Raw genomic sequence first — 15727 nt, 5'->3', positions numbered from 1 at the left:
CCCGGCGCGGGCCGCTGCTGCGCCTGGTTCTGCGCGGGTTGCTGCTGCGCCTGCGGGGCCGCGGCGGGCGCTGCCTGCTGCGGCTCGGGCTTGGGCTGCGGCTTGGGAATTTCCGGCCGCTGCACGGGCGTGAAACGACGGGGCGCAGGGAGCGACGCATCGAGCTGCAGCGTGATCGGGCCCTGCGGCACCGGACGGCGCGGCGGCTGCGCCGGCGCAGCCGGCTTGGGCGCGGCGGCCTGCGGCTGGGCGGGCTTGGGCGCCACCGGCTGCGGGGTAGCGGCCTGCGGTGCGGCGGGCTCAGGCGTGGGGGCGGGTGCGGGAGCCGCAGCCGGCGCCGGAGCCGGCGCCTCGGCAACAACCTCGGGCTTCGGTTCAGGTGTGGGCGCGGGAGCCGGGGCCGGCTCGGGCGCCGCAGCTGCTTCGGCTTCTGCCGCGGCACGTGCCTCTACGCGGCGACGTTCTTCGGCCTGGGCCTCGGCGCGAAGACGCTCGTCACGGCGACGGCCTTCCTCCAGCGCCTGCATGCGCTGTTCTTCGGCCTCGCGCAGCAGCTTGGCCTGGCGCTCCTGCGGCGACAGATTGTCCATCGGCTTGCGCGGCGGCGGGGACGCCGGACGCGGTGCCTGGGGCGCGGGTGCGCGGGGGGCCTGAGCAGCCGGAGCATCAGCGGGCGCGGGCGCAGGCGCCGGCGTCGCTTCGTCCTGCGGCGCACCCTGCGGGCCGAGGACACGGCGACGCTTGACCTCCACGACCACGGTGTTGGAACGGCCATGGCTGAAGCTCTGCTTCACCTTGCCGGTTTCCACCGTGCGCTTCAGACCCAGCGGCGCGCGCATGCCCAGTTTCGGCTTGTCGTTTTCGGTGTCGCTCATGCGGCTACTCAAGTTCCTCAGTAATGTTCGTCGTCAATGGCACGGCGGACGGAAATGCCGATGCGCCTTGCGATTCGGTTTCGCAAGACACGGAAGCAGGTTCGGGTCCGATAAAGTGCAGCCAGCGATCGAGCGCTTCGCTCGTCCGTTGCGCCGCCCGGGCGTCGATGAGTCCGGCGTGTACCACATTTTCGCGGCCTAGCGCCAAGGACAATATGGTGCGCGAGACAGGCAATGTTAAGCCCTTGAGGGCAGAACCTTCCCGATCCGAGCCAACCCGCCACGCCTGGGCAAGCCGCCGGGCGCCGTCATCGCCGGCATCGGCGGCATGAAGCAGCAGGTGCAGCCGCCCGCTGCGCGCGGCCTTTTCGATTCGCTCGGTGCCGATCACCACATAACCGGCCTTCGCCTCCAGCCCCAGCCGGTCGAGCGCGGCGCGCTGCAGCTGGGTGGCGATCCGGTCTTCAAGATCGTCGGGGATGCGGATCTCGCCGGTACGGAAGCTGCGCGAAAGCGCGCCGCGCAGCTTGCCCTTGTCGCGCGATGCCGCGAGCCCCGCCTTGTCGACGGAGATCCACGCGCCACGACCGGGGGCCTTGGCGCGAATATCGGGCAGCACTTCGCCCTCGGGCGAAAGCACGAGTCGGATCAGCCCATCCCGCGGCGATCCCTCGCGCGACAGGATGCAGGTGCGAATTGCGTCGGTCATCGGCCCCTCCCGCTATGGGAGGAGTCGATGGCCCATGACGATGATGTCAGTCGGCGCGTATCATTGCTCGGAGTCCGCAATTGCGTCCTCCTCGCCTGCCGGAGCAGGTTCCTCGTCGGTGAACCAATGGGCGCGCGCGGCCATGATGATCTCGTTGCCCTGCTCGTCGCTCAGGCCATATTCGGCCAGGATGCCGCCCTTGGCTTCCTTGCGCGGTGCATCTTCGCCGCGGCGGCGCGGTTCGGCACGCTTCTTCTCTACCAGTTCGTCGGTCGCCAGATCGGCGAGGTCGTCGAGCGTCTTGATGCCCGCCTTGCCGAGCGTGACCAGCATCGCTTCGGTCAGATAAGGCATGGTCGTGAGGTCGTCCTCCACGCCAAGCGCACGGCGCTCCTCGCGATTGGCTTCCTCGCGGCGCTCCAGCGCTTCCTGGGCGCGGTTCTGCAGTTCCTGCGCGAGATCCTCGTCGAACCCCTCGATCGTCGCGAGCTCCTCGATCTCGACATAGGCGACCTCTTCCAGCGCGCCGAAGCCTTCGGCGACCAACAGCTGGGCCAGCGTCTCGTCGACGTCGAGCTCGTTCTGGAACATCTCCGAACGCTCGACGAATTCCTTCTGGCGCTTCTCGCTCGCATCCGCCTCGGTGAGGATGTCGATCGCCTTGCCGGTCAGCTGGCTGGCGAGACGCACATTCTGGCCGCGACGGCCGATGGCGAGACTCAGCTGATCGTCGGGGACGACGACTTCGATGCGATCCTCTTCCTCGTCGATCACGACGCGGCTGACATTCGCGGGCTGCAGCGCGTTGACGACGAAAGTGGCCGTGTCCGGCGACCAGGGGATGATGTCGATCTTCTCGCCCTGCATTTCCTGCACGACGGCCTGCACGCGGCTGCCCTTCATGCCAACGCAGGCGCCGACCGGATCGATCGAGCCGTCATGGCTGATCACGCCGATCTTTGCGCGGCTGCCCGGATCGCGGGCGGCGGCCTTGATCTCGATGATGCCGTCGTAGATTTCAGGTACTTCCTGCGCGAACAGCTTCTTCATGAATTCGGGGTGCGCCCGGCTCAGGAAGATCTGCGGACCGCGATTTTCGCGGCGGACGTTGAGGATCACCGAACGCACGCGATCGCCGACGCGCACCACTTCGCGCGGGATCTGCTGGTCGCGGCGGATCACGCCTTCGGCGCGGCCCAGATCGACGACGACATGGCCGAACTCGACCCGCTTCACCACGCCGGTGATGATTTCGTTCACCCGGTCCTTGAACTCGTCGAACTGGCGCTCGCGCTCGGCGTCGCGGACCTTCTGGAATATGATCTGCTTGGAAGCCTGCGCCTGGATGCGGCCGAATTCGATCGGGGGCAGCGGATCGACGATGAAGTCACCGACCTTCGCGCCCTTCTGCAGCTTCTGCGCACCCTTCAGGTCGACCTGCTTGAAATAGTCGTCGACCTGCTCGACCACTTCGACGACGCGCCACAGGCGGAGGTCGCCCGAAACCGGGTCGAGCTTCGCACGAATGTCGTTTTCCACGCCGTAGCGGTTCTTCGCCGCACGCTGGATCGCATCCTCCATCGCCTCGATGACGATGGCCTTGTCGATCAGCTTTTCCTTCGCAACCGAATCAGCGATCGCGATGAGCTCGGCCTTGTTGGCAGAAATGGCGGTGGCCATCCGGGCTTATCCTTCTACTTCGATAATCTTGTCTGCGCCCTCGGCGGAGAGCGGCGCGGTGGCGGCGATCAGGCGATCGGTCATCGTCAGCTTGGCGTCTTCGATCGCCGCGAAGGGCAGCACATGTTCGGCGCCGTCCTGCGTGACGATGGTGATGCTGGCGGCGTGCGTATCGATGCCGGCGAGATCGCCCTTGAACTGCTTGCGCCCATCCATCTTCTCGGCGAGCGTGATCCGGGCTTCGTGGCCCTTCCAATCTTCAAAATCCTGCAGCCGGGTGAGCGGCCGATCGATGCCGGGCGAGCTTACTTCCAGCCGATAGGCATGGTCGATCGGGTCGCGGCCCTCGGCTTCTAGCCTATCGAGCAAGTCCGAGACGCGGCGCGACAGATCGGCGCAATCGTCGATCGTCAGCTGGCGCGTATCCGGGCGCTCGGCCATGATCTGCAGCGTGGGATCGCTCTGGCCGCCGAACATCTTCACGCGCACCAGGGCAAAGCCCAGCGCCTGCGCTTCCGCTTCGATCATTCCGGCCAGTTCGGCGAGATTCGCCACACGCATCTCCAATGGGCATTCAAGCAGCTTCGGCGCCGGAGCCTGGCGGCTCCGACCTCGATCATGTTTGACGATGTCCGAGAAAGCAGGCAGCGATATACGCAATCGTGCCCTGGGGAGCAAGGGGGCGCGCAGTTGGCATGCATCTTTTCCAGTACGAAAGCTGTTGCAACGCGTTGCAAGACCGGCTGCCTTTGCAGGCAAGCCACCGCTGGAGATTCGATGATGCCACGTTCGCTGCTGCTGATCCCCGCACTTTTCGCCGCCGCCTGTTCTTCTCCGGGTTCCAACGCGCAGCAGGCTAGCGCCACGCCTACGCCGGCACCCGTGCCCAGCGGCACGCCGACACCGCTGCCGGCCGGGGCGCCGTTCATCGCCACCCGCGTCGCCGATTTCAACGAACCCTTTGCGATCGCCTTCCTGCCGGACGGCGCCGCGCTGGTCACCGAAAAGGCCGGTCATCTTCAACTGTGGCAGGCGGGCCAGGCTACGCAGGAAGTGACCGGTGTGCCCAAGGTTGCTGGTGGCGGCCAGGGCGGCCTGCTCGACGTGGCGCCCGCACCTGATTTCGCGAACAGCAACGCGATTTACTTCACCTATTCGGAGCCGCGCGCGAATGGTAGCGCGCTGGCGCTCGCCCGCGCCCGCCTCACTCGTGGCCGCGCCATGGCGGCGAGACTCGACAATGTAGAGGTGCTGTTCCGTACCGGTGCGGATGGCCAGGGCGGCCAGTTCGGCGCGGTGATCGCCTTCGCCCCCGACGGCAAATCGCTGTTCCTCGCCTCGGGCGAGCGCCAGCGCTTCACGCCCGCGCAAGACCCGAACCAGGCGATCGGCAAGATCCTGCACCTGACGCTCGACGGCAAACCGGCGCCGGACAATCCGGAGGCCGGCAAGACCGGCGCCACGACCGTGCAGGTGTTCGATCCTCCGCGCGACACCGAAGCCGCCAAAACCGCCAATGCCCGTCCCTTCGCGTTCGACGGGCCGAATCCGGCGCCGGCCGCCATCTGGACGAGCGGCCATCGCAATCCCTATGGCATGGCCTTCGACGCGGCCGGAAACCTGTGGGAACACGAAATGGGTCCGCAGGGTGGCGACGAGCTCAACCTGATCGTCAAGGGCCGCAACTATGGCTGGCCGAACGTCTCGTTCGGCGAGAATTACAATAACACGCCAATTCCCAAGCCCAAGGCGGGCGACGGCTATGAAATGCCCAAGCTCCACTGGGTGCCCTCAATCTCGCCGGCCGGGATGCTTTATTATACCGGCAGCGAGTTTCCGCAGTGGAAGGGATCGCTGCTGATGGGCGCGATGTCGGGCCAGGCGCTGATCCGCATCGCCCTTGATGGCACCACTGCCCGCAAGGCCGATCAATGGGACATGGGCACCCGTATTCGCGATGTCGCGCAGGGCCCGGATGGCGCGCTATGGCTGCTGGAGGACGGCGCCCGCGGCGCCGGCGGCTGGCTGCTGCGGATCAGCCCGAAGAAATGAGGCTGTGAAATTCCTCCCCGGGCAAAACTCGGGGAGGATTTACATTACCTGGCGATCAGGAAGTTCATCCGCGCCGAGGCGATGGGCCGGTCTTCTTCATCCTGCCACGCGACCGCGCTGACGTTCGCGACGCGATTGCCCAGCCGCGTGACCGTGCCCTTGGCGCGCGTTTCCTTCTCGCGCCCGCCGCGCATATAGTCGACGGTGACGTTGACGGGCTTCACCTTCGCCCCGCCCTCGGACTCCAGCGCCTGGAGCAGCGCACCGACCGCCGCCATCTCGAGCAAGCCGCCGATCGCGCCGCCATGCAGGAACCCCGGCCGTCCGACCACGTCGCCGGAAAAGGGCATCACCAGCACCGGCGCATCCGCACCCGGCTCGACCGTGAGCCCCAGCAGCTCGGCATAAGGAGGCAGCTTCACCAATAGCCCTCCGATGCCATGAAGGTGCCGGCGACATGCGCCAGCGGGTCCTCGGGATCCCCGTCATGCGCCTGCCCGCGCACGAACGCGATCGAACGGGTGAGCCGATAGCATTCGCACCGCCCGATCACCGTCTGGTCCGTGCGCGCCGGGCGCAGATAGTCTATGCGCAGGTCCAGCGTGGCGTGCGGCAGGAACTTGCCGACCTTCAGCCACACCGCGACGCTGCTCGCCATGTCCATCAGCGCGAGGATCGGACCCGAGGCGAGCACCCCCGTCTCCTCCTGCCCCACCAGATCCTCGCGCCAGGGCAGCTGCAGCTCCGACCAGTCGTCGCCATGGTCGCGATAGGCGACCCCCAGGCGGCTGCCATGGTTGGGAAAGCGGAGCGCAAAAAACATGCGCGGATCGAACCGGGGCACCGCCGCGGGATCGCTGGGCTGGGACATACCGGCTTTTCTAGCCACACCATCTTGCCCGCGCAAATGCTTCGCCGCACATTTGCGCGAAACCACGAGAGGATGCCGTAATGAGCGAGCGCGTGACCTGGACCATCAAGGAGGGCGTGGCCGATGTGCGGCTCGCCCGGCCCGACAAGATGAACGCGCTCGACCCGGCGATGTTCGATGCGATCCTGCGCGCGATCGATACGCTAGGTGAAACGCAAGGCCTGCGTGCAGTGGTGCTGTCGGGCGAAGGCCGCGCCTTTTGCGCCGGGCTCGACATGGCGAGCATGGCCAGCGCCGGCGCGGGCACCGATCTCACGGCGCGAACCCACGGCCTGGCCAACAGCTTCCAGCAGGTCGCCTGGGGCTGGCGGACACTGCCCGTGCCGGTGATCGCGGCGGTGCATGGCGTGGCGTTCGGCGGCGGGCTGCAGATCGCCAGCGGCGCCGACGTGCGGATTGCCGCGCCCAATACGCGGCTGTCGGTGATGGAGCTGAAATGGGGCATCGTACCGGACATGGCGGGCTTCGTACTCTGGCGCGGCACGGTGCGCGACGACGTGCTGCGCGAACTGACCTACACCGCCCGCGAATTCGACGCGGCGGAGGCGCAGGTGCTCGGCTTCGTCACGCATCTGGCGGAGGATCCGCACGCGGAGGCGCTCACCCTCGCCCGCGCCATCGCCGGCCGCAATCCGGATGCGATCCGCGCCGCCAAGCGGCTCGCCAACTACGAGGGCGACTCTGCCGCCGTGCTGATGGCGGAGAGTGTGGAGCAGGCGGCGCTGATGCGCTCGCCCAACCAGATCGAAGCGGTGACGGCCAATATGCAGAAGCGCGCGCCCCAGTTCCACGACTGAACCGGTTGCATTCCGCCACGCAATAGCGGAAGCGTACCCGGAACTCGAAATTGCGAGAGGGTGCCATGCGCGAAGCCGCGATCGTCTCCACCGCCCGCACCGGTATCGGCAAGGCGGGTCGAGGCTATTTCAACGATACCGAAGCGCCGGTGCTCGCCGCGCATGTGATGAACGCGGCGGTGGAACGCGCCGGGATCGACCCCGCGCGAATCGACGATGTGTTCTACGGCATAGGTAACCAATGGGGCACGCAGGGCGCGAACATGGCGCGGATGGCGCTGTTTGCCGCGGGTATCCCGCACACCGTGCCGGCGTTCAGCCTCGACCGGAAATGCGGATCGGGCCTCACCGCCATCGCCCTCGCCGCCCGCTCGATCATGACCGACGAGATCGACGTGGCGCTGGCCGGCGGGATGGAGTCGATCAGCCTGACCATGGCCAGCGCGCCGCGTTATGCGAACCGCTCGGTCACGGACCAGGTGCCCGCGGCGTACATCCCGATGATCGAGACGGCAGAGATTGTCGCCGAACGCTATGGGATCAGCCGCGAGGCACAGGACGCATTCGCCGCGACGAGTCAGCAGCGCGCCGCCGACGCGCTCGCCCGTGGCGCTTTCAAGGAGGAAATCGCGCCGATCACCGTCACCAAGGCGCTGCTCGACAAGGCGGGCAATCGCACCGGCAGCGAGACCGTGACGGTAACCCAGGACGAAGGCATCCGGCCGGGCACCACAGCCGAGGTGCTCGCCACCCTCAAGCCGGTATGGAAGGACGGCGCCTTTATCGCGGACGGCCGCCACGTCACCGCCGGCAATGCCAGCCAGCTCTCCGACGGCGCCGCCGCGCAGATTCTGATGGATCGCAAGACCGCCGAGGCGGAAGGCCGCCCGATCCTCGGCATCTATCGCGGCTTCCAGGTCGCGGGCTGCGAACCCGAGGAGATGGGCATCGGCCCCGTCTTCGCCGTGCCCAAGCTGCTCGCCCGCGCCGGCCTGAAGGTCGAGGATATCGGCCTGTGGGAGATCAACGAGGCGTTCGCCAGCCAGTGCCTCTATTGCCGCGACACGCTGGGCATCGATCCGGAGAAGCTCAACGTCAGCGGCGGCGCGATCGCGATCGGCCATCCGTTCGGCATGACCGGCAGCCGGCTGGTAGGCCATGCGCTGATCGAAGGGCGGCGGCGCGGGGTGCGCTACGTGGTCGTCTCGATGTGCACGGCGGGTGGCATGGGCGCGGCGGGGTTGTTCGAGATCGTCTGAACGGGTTGCAGCCGCGCGCGACACCTGCGAAACGGCCCGCGGTTTCAACCCAGACGGAGGGCGTGCGCCGATGTCGTTCAACAGCTTCGGTCGCGTATTCCGCTTCACCACTTGGGGCGAGAGCCATGGGCCCGCGCTCGGCGCCGTGGTGGATGGCTGCCCGCCGGGGCTGAGCTTGAGCGAGAGCGACATCCAGCCTTTCCTCGACCGCCGCCGCCCCGGCCAGTCGCGCTTCACCACCCAGCGCCAGGAGCCGGACCAGGTCCGAATCCTCTCCGGCGTTTTCGAGGGGCGCACCACCGGCACGCCGATCGCGCTGCACATCGACAATGTCGACCAGCGCTCGAAGGACTATTCGGAGGTCGCCAAGGCCTATCGCCCCGGGCATGCCGATTACGCCTATGACCAGAAATACGGCTTCCGCGACTATCGCGGGGGCGGCCGTTCCTCGGCGCGCGAGACCGCGGCGCGGGTCGCCGCCGGTGCGGTCGCACGGCTGGTGATCCCGGAAGTAACGATCACGGCCTGGGTCGAGGCGATTGGCGGCGACGCGATCGATTATGCGAAGTTCGATGCCGCCGAGATCGGCAACAACCCGTTCTTCTGCCCCGATCCGGAGGCGGCCCAGCGCTGGGAAGGGCTGGTAGACGCGGCACGCAAGGACGGCTCCTCGCTCGGCGCCGTGGTCGCGTGCGAAGCTACCGGCGTGCCCGCCGGCTGGGGTGCCCCGCTCTATGCCAAGCTCGACAGCGAACTGGCGGCGGCCTGCATGTCGATCAATGCCGTGAAGGGCTTCGAGATCGGCGATGGCTTCGCGGCGGCAGGCCTGCGCGGCGAAGAGAATGCGGATGCGATGCGGCCCGGTGCCGATGGCGGCGTCGACTTCCTCGCCAACCATGCCGGCGGAATTGCAGGCGGCATCGCCACCGGCCAGCCGGTGCGGATGCGCGTCGCGTTCAAGCCGACCAGTTCGATCCTGATCCCAGTCGAGACGGTGACCCGCGAGGGCGAGGCAAGTGAGATTCGCACCAAGGGCCGCCACGACCCCTGCGTAGGTATTCGTGGAGTGCCGGTCGTCGAAGCAATGGTGGCGCTGGTGCTTGCGGATCAGAAATTGTTGCACCGGGCACAGGTCGGCTGATCTTGCACTCGACTCGCCCCTGATCCGTTCGCTTTTATCGGCTAATCGAAATCAGTTGGTGGGACTTCTGCCGCATTCGATGGTTTCTCTTCCGTTGGCATGATCAACAGAAGGATGCCGAGTAATGTATATCAAGACGATTCTCGCTGCCGCCACCCTGATCGCAGCCCCGGCCGCATTTGCGCAGGACACTGCGCCAGGTCAGACGGCCCCAGGCCAGACGATGGACCAGAGCACCACGCCGGGCCAGACAGGCCCTGGCCAGACGACCACCACGCCGACAACGCCAAACACCAGCCCGTCGCCCAATACGCCGCCGGAATCGCCTTCGAGCGGCACGACGACCTGGCCGTCGGATTCCAGCTCGACCACGACGCGGCCGTCGAGTCCGGACTCGTCCACGACGACCGATAGCACGACGACGCCAGAGTCTTCGACTGAACCTGAGGCGCCGAAGCACAACCGCCATCGTTAATGCGCGAGTGCGCGATGTGAGCGCCCGGTCCTCCCAAGCGGAGGGCCGGGCGCTCCCGTTTCAGTCGGCGAAGGGATCCCGTACCAGGATCGTGTCTTCGCGCTCGGGGCTGGTGGATACCAGCGCTACCGGGCACTGGATCAGTTCTTCGATCCGACGAATATACTTGATCGCCTGAGCAGGCAGTTCCGCCCAGCTCCGTGCACCAGCGGTCGATTCGGACCAGCCTTCCATCGTTTCGTAGATGGGCTCCACCGCCGCTTGGTCAGGCGCGCTGGCAGGATAATAGTCGAGCACCTCGCCGTTCAGGCGGTATCCGGTGCAGACCTGGATCTCCTCGAAACCGTCAAGCACGTCGAGCTTGGTCAGCGCGATGCCGGTGATGCCGGAGACCGCGACCGACTGGCGTAGCAGCACCGCATCGAGCCAGCCGCAGCGGCGCTTGCGGCCGGTAACAGTGCCGAATTCATGGCCACGCGTACCGAGCCGCTCGCCCACTTCATTGTCCAGCTCGGTCGGGAATGGGCCCGATCCGACGCGGGTGGTGTAGGCCTTGGCGATGCCGAGCACGAAGCCCACGGCACCCGGCCCCATGCCGCTGCCGCTGGCCGCGGTGCCCGACACGGTGTTGGACGAGGTGACGAACGGATAGGTGCCGTGATCGATGTCGAGCAGCACGCCCTGCGCACCCTCGAACAGGATGCGACGGCCACGCGACCGCGCCTCGTTAAGCATCTTCCACACCGGCTGCACGAACGGCAACACGAAGCCGGCGATACCGCGCAGCTCCTCGACCAGCGCCTGCCGGTCGATCGGCGGCTGGCCGAAGCCGGCGCGCAGCGCATCATGGTGCGCCGCGAGGCGATCGAGCTGCGGCCCGATCGAATCGAGATTGGCGAGGTCGCACACACGGATCGCGCGGCGGCCGACCTTGTCCTCATAGGCCGGGCCGATGCCGCGGCGCGTAGTGCCGATCTTGCCGGCGCCGCTGGCATCCTCGCGCAGCGCATCGAGATCCCGGTGGAACGGCAGGATCAGCGGGCAGGTATCGGCGATCTTGAGCGTGTCCGGGGTCACGTCGACGCCCTGCTCGCGCAGCTTCTCCACCTCGGCCTTCAATGCCCAGGGATCGAGCACCACGCCATTGCCGATCACGCTCGGGGTGCCGCGAACGATGCCCGAGGGAAGCAGCGAGAGCTTGTAGACCTTTTCGCCGATCACCAGCGTGTGGCCGGCATTGTGCCCGCCCTGGAAGCGAACCACCACATCGGCGCGCTCGGCAAGCCAGTCGACGATCTTACCTTTGCCTTCGTCGCCCCACTGAGCGCCGATCACTGCCACATTTGCCATGAATACACGTCCTCCGCCTGCCGGGCGGACCCTGGCCGCCCTTCGACAGGACTCGGCAGCCGGGCTGGTCCATCGGACGCGTCGCCCGAAGCCGCGGCGCGAATGACGAAACGCAGCCGCAAGGTCAAGCCTTTCCTGGCTTCAGCCGTCCAGCGCGGTACGAATCGCCACGGCCAGCGCGGCAACGTCGAACGGCTTGGGAAGAATATCTTCCTCCGTAACACCGATCGGCTCGTCCGGCGCATACCCACTTGTCAGCAGCACCTTCACGCCGGGCTTGCGCTGCCGCACCCGCGCCGCGAGTTCGCGGCCGCTCATCTCCGGCATCACCACGTCGCTGAACAGCAGCGATATCGCATGACCGCGCTCGAGCAGCCGCAACGCCTCGATTCCGTCGCGGGCGAAGACGACGCCGTAGCCAAGGTCGCGCAGCGCCTCGACCGAGAAGCTGCGCACGCGATCCTCGTCCTCGACAACCAGGATGATTTCTTCGGCGCGGCCGCGCGGCAATTCGCGTACCTCCCGCGCCTCCACCGGCGCGGGAACCGCCTCCGGGCGTGCGGGCAGCAGCACGCGCACCTCCGTGCCGGCGCCCTGTTCGCTTTCGATCGTCACATGCCCGCCCGACTGACGGACGAAGCCGAATACCTGGCTCAGGCCCAGGCCGGTGCCCTTGCCAAGCCCCTTGGTGGTGAAGAACGGATCGAAGGCGCGCGCCGCCACCGCGCGCGGCATCCCGGTGCCGGTATCGCCGATCAGGATCTCCACATAGTCGCCAGGCGCGACATCGTGCTGCTCCGCCGCGTCACCCGCCAGCGTCACCTGCCGCGTCTCGATCATCAGCGTGCCGCCGTCCGGCATGGCATCCCGGCCGTTGACCGCAAGATTGAGCACGACATTTTCCAGCTGGTTGCGATCGGCCACCACCGGCGAGAGCTGGTGCGCCAGCCGCGTCTCGATGACCACGCCTTCGCCGAGCGTGCGGACCAGGAGCTCGATCATCCCGCTCAGCATGTCGTTCACGTCCAGCGCCGTGGGCGCGAGCGGTTGCTGGCGCGAAAAGGCAAGCAACCGCTGGGTTAGCGCCGCCGCACGCGTGGCGCCGTCGCGAGCGGCGACCAGATAGCGTTCGATATCCGATCGGCCCTGCGCCACCCGCCGCTCCAGCAGATCGAGCGCACCGATCACCACCGCCAGCATATTGTTGAAATCATGCGCGATGCCACCGGTCAGCTGGCCCACCGCCTCCATCTTCTGCGCCTGGCGGAGCTGCGCCTCTGCCGCCATCAGCCGTTCGGTGCGTTCGCGCACTGCGGCTTCCAGCTCCTCGCGCGATCGGGCGAGGACTTCGCGCGCGTCGACAATGTCCTGAATGTCGGTGCTGGTGCCGAACCAGCGAACGATGCGGCCGCCTTCGTCGCGCAGCGGCTGCGCGCGACCCAGCGCCCAGCGATAGGCGCCGCTATGGTGCCGCATGCGATATTCGATGCGGTACAGATCGCCGGTTTGGACGCAATGCTCCCATACCGCCGCAGCGCGGGCCTGATCGTCCGGATGAAGAACCTGGCCCCAGGCTGTGCCATCGGTGCTGCCGATCGGCACGCCGGTATAATCGTACCAGCGGTCGTTATAATAATCGACCAAGCCCTCGGCATCGGCCGACCAGACCATGTGGTCGATCGAATTCGCGATGGCGCGGAACTTCGCTTCGCTTTCGCGCAGCGCCAGCACCGCATCGGCACGCTCCACCGAATCCCAGGTGGTTTCCACGACGGTTTCGACAAATGCGACTTCCTCTGCCTGCCAGGCGCGGGGGCCTTCGGCATTGGCATAGAAGGTCGCGACCCATTGCCCGCCGCGCAGCAACGGAACGCCGATCGCCGAGGGAGAAATTCGGCTGAGTTCGCTCTGCGGAAACTCGGCGCCGCTGTCGCTGAACGTTATGGTGCGACCCTTGCGGTAGCGCTCGATCAGGGGCGCCACGGCTTCCAGTGCCCATTGTCCAGTCAGCTTCGGCAAAGTGCCGGCCGTCCAGCAGGGGCCGAGATGGATGGTTTCGCCGGCAACGCGGTAAAATCCGACGCGCGCCAGCCCGAGCTTGGTGCCGAGTTCGGCCGCGGTCATTTCCATGATGGCGTCGGGCGTGTCGAGCGCCCGCTGCCGCTCCGCCAGTCCGTGCAGGAAAGACTGGGCCTCGGTGACGCCGCGCAGTTCCTCGGCCGCTTCCTGCGCCGCTTCTTCGGCCTGCTTGCGATTGGTGATATCGAAGCTGACGCCCGGGAACCGTGCCGGGCGCCCCTCTTCGTCGAAGATGCAGCTCCCTTGCGTCAGCAGCCAGCGCACCTCGCCATCGCCGCGCACCACCCGAAATTCCACGAGGAGCGGCACGCGGGCGGAAAGCGCCTGTTGCACGCCGGCAAGCAACAACGTCCGATCGTCCGGGTGGACGAAGGCGAGCACCGATTCGAACGCACCGCCCGCTGCCACGCGCTCGGGTTCGATCCCGAACAGCTTGGCGAATCGCGCATCGCCGGTGATCCGGCCGGTTTCGATGCTCCATTCCCAGGTGCCGATCCCGATCGAGGCATCGAGCGCGAGTTGCAGGCGCTCCTCGCTCAGCCGAAGCGCATCCTGGGTGAGTGCACGCTCGGTGACGTCGCTGACCGCCACGAAAATCCCGGTGGTGCGGCCAACCGCATTCTTGATCGGCTGATACACGAAATCGACGACGCGCCGTTCGGGATCGATTTCCGCATATCGGCGGAGCAGCACGCTCTGCCCCAGCGCCCGATAGGGTTCGCCGGTGCGATACACCTGATCCAGTAGGTCGACAAAGCCTTGCTCCACCACCTCCGGCAGAGCTTCGGCCACGCGCTGGCCGATCACGTCCTCTCGCCCAACCAGTTCCAGATAGGCCGAATTGGCGATGGTGAAGACGTGCTCCGGCCCGTCCAGTAGCGCCACGGCACCGGGCGCCTGCTGGAAATAGTCGCGCAGCCGCTCGACCTCGGCACGCTGCTCGCGTTCCGCCAGAACCGCCCGTGTGGTTTCGCTGCCCTGGTTGAGAATGCCCAAGACCCGCCCCTCGCCATCGCGGATCGGCGTTAAGCTGTAATTCCACCAGGTTTCACGCGGCACGCCGTTGCGAACCATCATCAGCTGCTGATCGAAGCTAGCCAAGCCGCGCCCCGTGGCGAGCACCTGCTCCATCTGCGGCCCCACAACGTGCCAGATGTCGGACCATACTTCGGCCCCTGGCCTGCCCAGTGCCCCGGGGTGCCGCTCTTCGGGAATATGCGCCCAGGCATCGTTGTAGAGCAGGCGAAGCTCCGGACCCCAATAGATGGCGGTGGGAAAGCTCGACGCAAGCGCCATGTCCACCATCACCCGCAGCGGCTCGGGCCAGGTTTCCGGCGGACCAAAGGGATGCGTTGACCAGTCGAACGCGCGAATGCGCTCGGCCATTTCACCGCCATGGTCTAGGAAACGGAGCGGGGAGGCCATGTGCAATGCGATGATCATGGCCCCGCGCGAAGTCAACTCGGCTGGGCAAAATACGTAGATGCGGCAAAGGTTCCCGCCCCGCCCCTGTTGCTTTATGGCGTGACGCGAAGGAGATGGTGTCAAATGAAACTAGCCAGCCTCAAACAGGGTCGCGACGGCAAACTCGTCGTCGTCTCGAACGATCTAGCCTGGTGCGCCGATGCCAGCCACATTGCCCCGACGCTGCAGGCCGCACTGGACGATTGGGACCGGGTAGAGGGCGACCTGCGCAACCTCGCCACCGATCTAGAGCATGAAGCGATCCCGATGATGCGCTTCCACGAGCGCCAGGCGGCGGCGCCCTTGCCGCGGGCGTACCAGTGGGCGGACGGCTCTGCCTATGTGAACCATGTCGCGCTCGTGCGGCAGGCGCGCGGGGCCGAACTGCCCGAGAGCTTCTGGCAGGATCCGCTGATGTACCAGGGCGGATCGGACGGATTCCTGGGGCCGCGCGACGTGATCCCGCTCAAGGACGAGAGCTGGGGCTGCGACCTGGAGGCCGAAGTGGTGGTCGTCACCGGCGACGTGCCGCTGGGCGCCAGCCGCGAAGAGGGGCTGGCGGCGGTGCGGCTGGTGGGCCTGACCAACGATGTGTCGCTGCGCAACCTGATCCCAGGCGAGCTCGCCAAGGGCTTCGGCTTCTTCCAGTCCAAGCCGGCCAGCGCCTTCTCGCCGGTGTTCGTGACCCCGGATGCGCTGGGCGACTGGTGGCAGGACGGCAAGCTCCACCGCAGGCTGATGGTAGACCTGAACGGCAAGCCCTTTGGCCGCGTCGACGCGGGCGAGGACATGACCTTCGATTTCGGCACGCTGATCGCCCATGCAGCGAAGACGCGCGCGCTGGGCGCGGGCACGATCATTGGATCGGGCACCGTCTCCAACCGTGATGCCGATGGCGGCCCCGGCAAGCCGATC

Annotated in this window: 14 protein-coding genes; 5 read left to right on the top strand and 9 right to left on the bottom strand. The window is 66.9% G+C overall.

Annotation, left to right across the window (positions count from 1 at the left end; genetic code table 11):
• From B215_RS20665 to rimP, 4 genes are all read right to left on the bottom strand, one after another.
• Window positions 1-875, bottom strand: an 875-nt coding sequence (locus tag B215_RS20665) for a translation initiation factor IF-2 associated domain-containing protein (protein ID WP_026009200.1), incomplete at its 3' end; no start/stop codon positions are given.
• Between the two features lie 4 nt (window positions 876-879).
• Window positions 880-1584 carry a DUF448 domain-containing protein gene (locus B215_RS0112150; RefSeq protein ID WP_019369922.1) on the bottom strand — a complete coding sequence of 235 codons (705 nt, stop codon included), beginning with the start codon at window positions 1582-1584 and terminating at the stop codon, window positions 880-882.
• 60 nt (window positions 1585-1644) lie between these two features.
• Window positions 1645-3264 carry a transcription termination factor NusA gene (nusA, locus tag B215_RS0112145; protein WP_019369921.1) on the bottom strand — a complete coding sequence of 540 codons (1620 nt, stop codon included), beginning with the start codon at window positions 3262-3264 and terminating at the stop codon, window positions 1645-1647.
• A 6-nt stretch (window positions 3265-3270) separates the two neighbouring features.
• Entirely contained in the window at window positions 3271-3825 is a 555-nt protein-coding gene (gene rimP, locus B215_RS0112140) for a ribosome maturation protein RimP (RefSeq protein ID WP_019369920.1), read from the bottom strand.
• Between the two features lie 216 nt (window positions 3826-4041).
• Here rimP and B215_RS0112135 point away from each other — a divergent pair, with 216 nt between their 5' ends.
• Window positions 4042-5316: a PQQ-dependent sugar dehydrogenase gene (locus tag B215_RS0112135; protein ID WP_019369919.1), complete on the top strand. Its 1275-nt coding sequence runs from the start codon at window positions 4042-4044 to the stop codon at window positions 5314-5316.
• Window positions 5317-5360: 44 nt separating this feature from the next.
• On the opposite strand, the gene B215_RS0112130 is transcribed toward B215_RS0112135, so the two are convergent.
• Both B215_RS0112130 and B215_RS0112125 read right to left on the bottom strand, forming a co-directional pair.
• On the bottom strand, window positions 5361-5738 hold the full coding sequence (locus B215_RS0112130) for a PaaI family thioesterase (RefSeq protein ID WP_019369918.1): 378 nt from the start codon (window positions 5736-5738) through the stop codon (window positions 5361-5363).
• Window positions 5735-6187, bottom strand: a complete 453-nt coding sequence (locus B215_RS0112125) for a PaaI family thioesterase (RefSeq protein ID WP_019369917.1) — start codon at window positions 6185-6187, stop codon at window positions 5735-5737. Before B215_RS0112125 ends, B215_RS0112130 begins: the two co-directional genes overlap by 4 nt.
• A gap of 80 nt (window positions 6188-6267) precedes the next feature.
• Between B215_RS0112125 and B215_RS0112120 the strand changes: the two genes are divergently transcribed.
• The 3 genes from B215_RS0112120 (at window position 6268) to aroC (ending at window position 9444) form a co-directional block, all read left to right on the top strand.
• The gene (locus tag B215_RS0112120; RefSeq protein ID WP_019369916.1) at window positions 6268-7044 is read left to right on the top strand and encodes a crotonase/enoyl-CoA hydratase family protein; all 777 of its coding nucleotides are present in this window, start codon (window positions 6268-6270) and stop codon (window positions 7042-7044) included.
• A gap of 65 nt (window positions 7045-7109) precedes the next feature.
• Window positions 7110-8303 carry a thiolase family protein gene (locus B215_RS0112115; RefSeq protein WP_019369915.1) on the top strand — a complete coding sequence of 398 codons (1194 nt, stop codon included), beginning with the start codon at window positions 7110-7112 and terminating at the stop codon, window positions 8301-8303.
• Between the two features lie 70 nt (window positions 8304-8373).
• Entirely contained in the window at window positions 8374-9444 is a 1071-nt protein-coding gene (gene aroC / locus B215_RS0112110) for a chorismate synthase (protein WP_019369914.1), read from the top strand.
• A gap of 201 nt (window positions 9445-9645) precedes the next feature.
• Here aroC and B215_RS0112105 read toward each other — a convergent pair whose 3' ends face one another.
• The 3 genes from B215_RS0112105 to B215_RS0112095 form a co-directional block, all read right to left on the bottom strand.
• Window positions 9646-9861 (bottom strand): hypothetical protein, encoded by a 216-nt coding sequence (locus B215_RS0112105; RefSeq protein WP_026009198.1) that lies wholly within the window; start codon window positions 9859-9861, stop codon window positions 9646-9648.
• Between the two features lie 118 nt (window positions 9862-9979).
• On the bottom strand, window positions 9980-11269 hold the full coding sequence (locus tag B215_RS0112100; RefSeq protein ID WP_019369912.1) for an adenylosuccinate synthase: 1290 nt from the start codon (window positions 11267-11269) through the stop codon (window positions 9980-9982).
• Window positions 11270-11410: 141 nt separating this feature from the next.
• On the bottom strand, window positions 11411-14791 hold the full coding sequence (locus tag B215_RS0112095; RefSeq protein ID WP_236704470.1) for a PAS domain-containing protein: 3381 nt from the start codon (window positions 14789-14791) through the stop codon (window positions 11411-11413).
• Window positions 14792-14896: 105 nt separating this feature from the next.
• On the opposite strand from B215_RS0112095, the gene B215_RS0112090 reads away from it, so the two are divergent.
• The coding region (locus tag B215_RS0112090) for a fumarylacetoacetate hydrolase family protein (RefSeq protein ID WP_019369911.1) at window positions 14897-15727 on the top strand (831 nt) is incomplete at its 3' end.

Origin of the sequence: Sphingomonas sp. ATCC 31555 (assembly GCF_000282895.1) — a bacterium.
In the GTDB taxonomy this organism is placed as follows: Bacteria; Pseudomonadota; Alphaproteobacteria; order Sphingomonadales; family Sphingomonadaceae; genus Sphingomonas.
This window is presented reverse-complemented; position numbering and strand designations above follow the sequence as displayed.

Coding starts and splice junctions, on each gene's coding strand:
- B215_RS0112150 (WP_019369922.1), bottom strand. CDS start 1,584: ATGACCGACGCAATTCGCACCTGCATCCTGTCGCGCGAGGGATCGCCG.
- nusA (WP_019369921.1), bottom strand. CDS start 3,264: ATGGCCACCGCCATTTCTGCCAACAAGGCCGAGCTCATCGCGATCGCT.
- rimP (WP_019369920.1), bottom strand. CDS start 3,825: ATGCGTGTGGCGAATCTCGCCGAACTGGCCGGAATGATCGAAGCGGAA.
- B215_RS0112135 (WP_019369919.1), top strand. CDS start 4,042: ATGATGCCACGTTCGCTGCTGCTGATCCCCGCACTTTTCGCCGCCGCC.
- B215_RS0112125 (WP_019369917.1), bottom strand. CDS start 6,187: ATGTCCCAGCCCAGCGATCCCGCGGCGGTGCCCCGGTTCGATCCGCGC.
- B215_RS0112120 (WP_019369916.1), top strand. CDS start 6,268: ATGAGCGAGCGCGTGACCTGGACCATCAAGGAGGGCGTGGCCGATGTG.
- B215_RS0112115 (WP_019369915.1), top strand. CDS start 7,110: ATGCGCGAAGCCGCGATCGTCTCCACCGCCCGCACCGGTATCGGCAAG.
- aroC (WP_019369914.1), top strand. CDS start 8,374: ATGTCGTTCAACAGCTTCGGTCGCGTATTCCGCTTCACCACTTGGGGC.
- B215_RS0112100 (WP_019369912.1), bottom strand. CDS start 11,269: ATGGCAAATGTGGCAGTGATCGGCGCTCAGTGGGGCGACGAAGGCAAA.
- B215_RS0112095 (WP_236704470.1), bottom strand. CDS start 14,791: ATGATCATCGCATTGCACATGGCCTCCCCGCTCCGTTTCCTAGACCAT.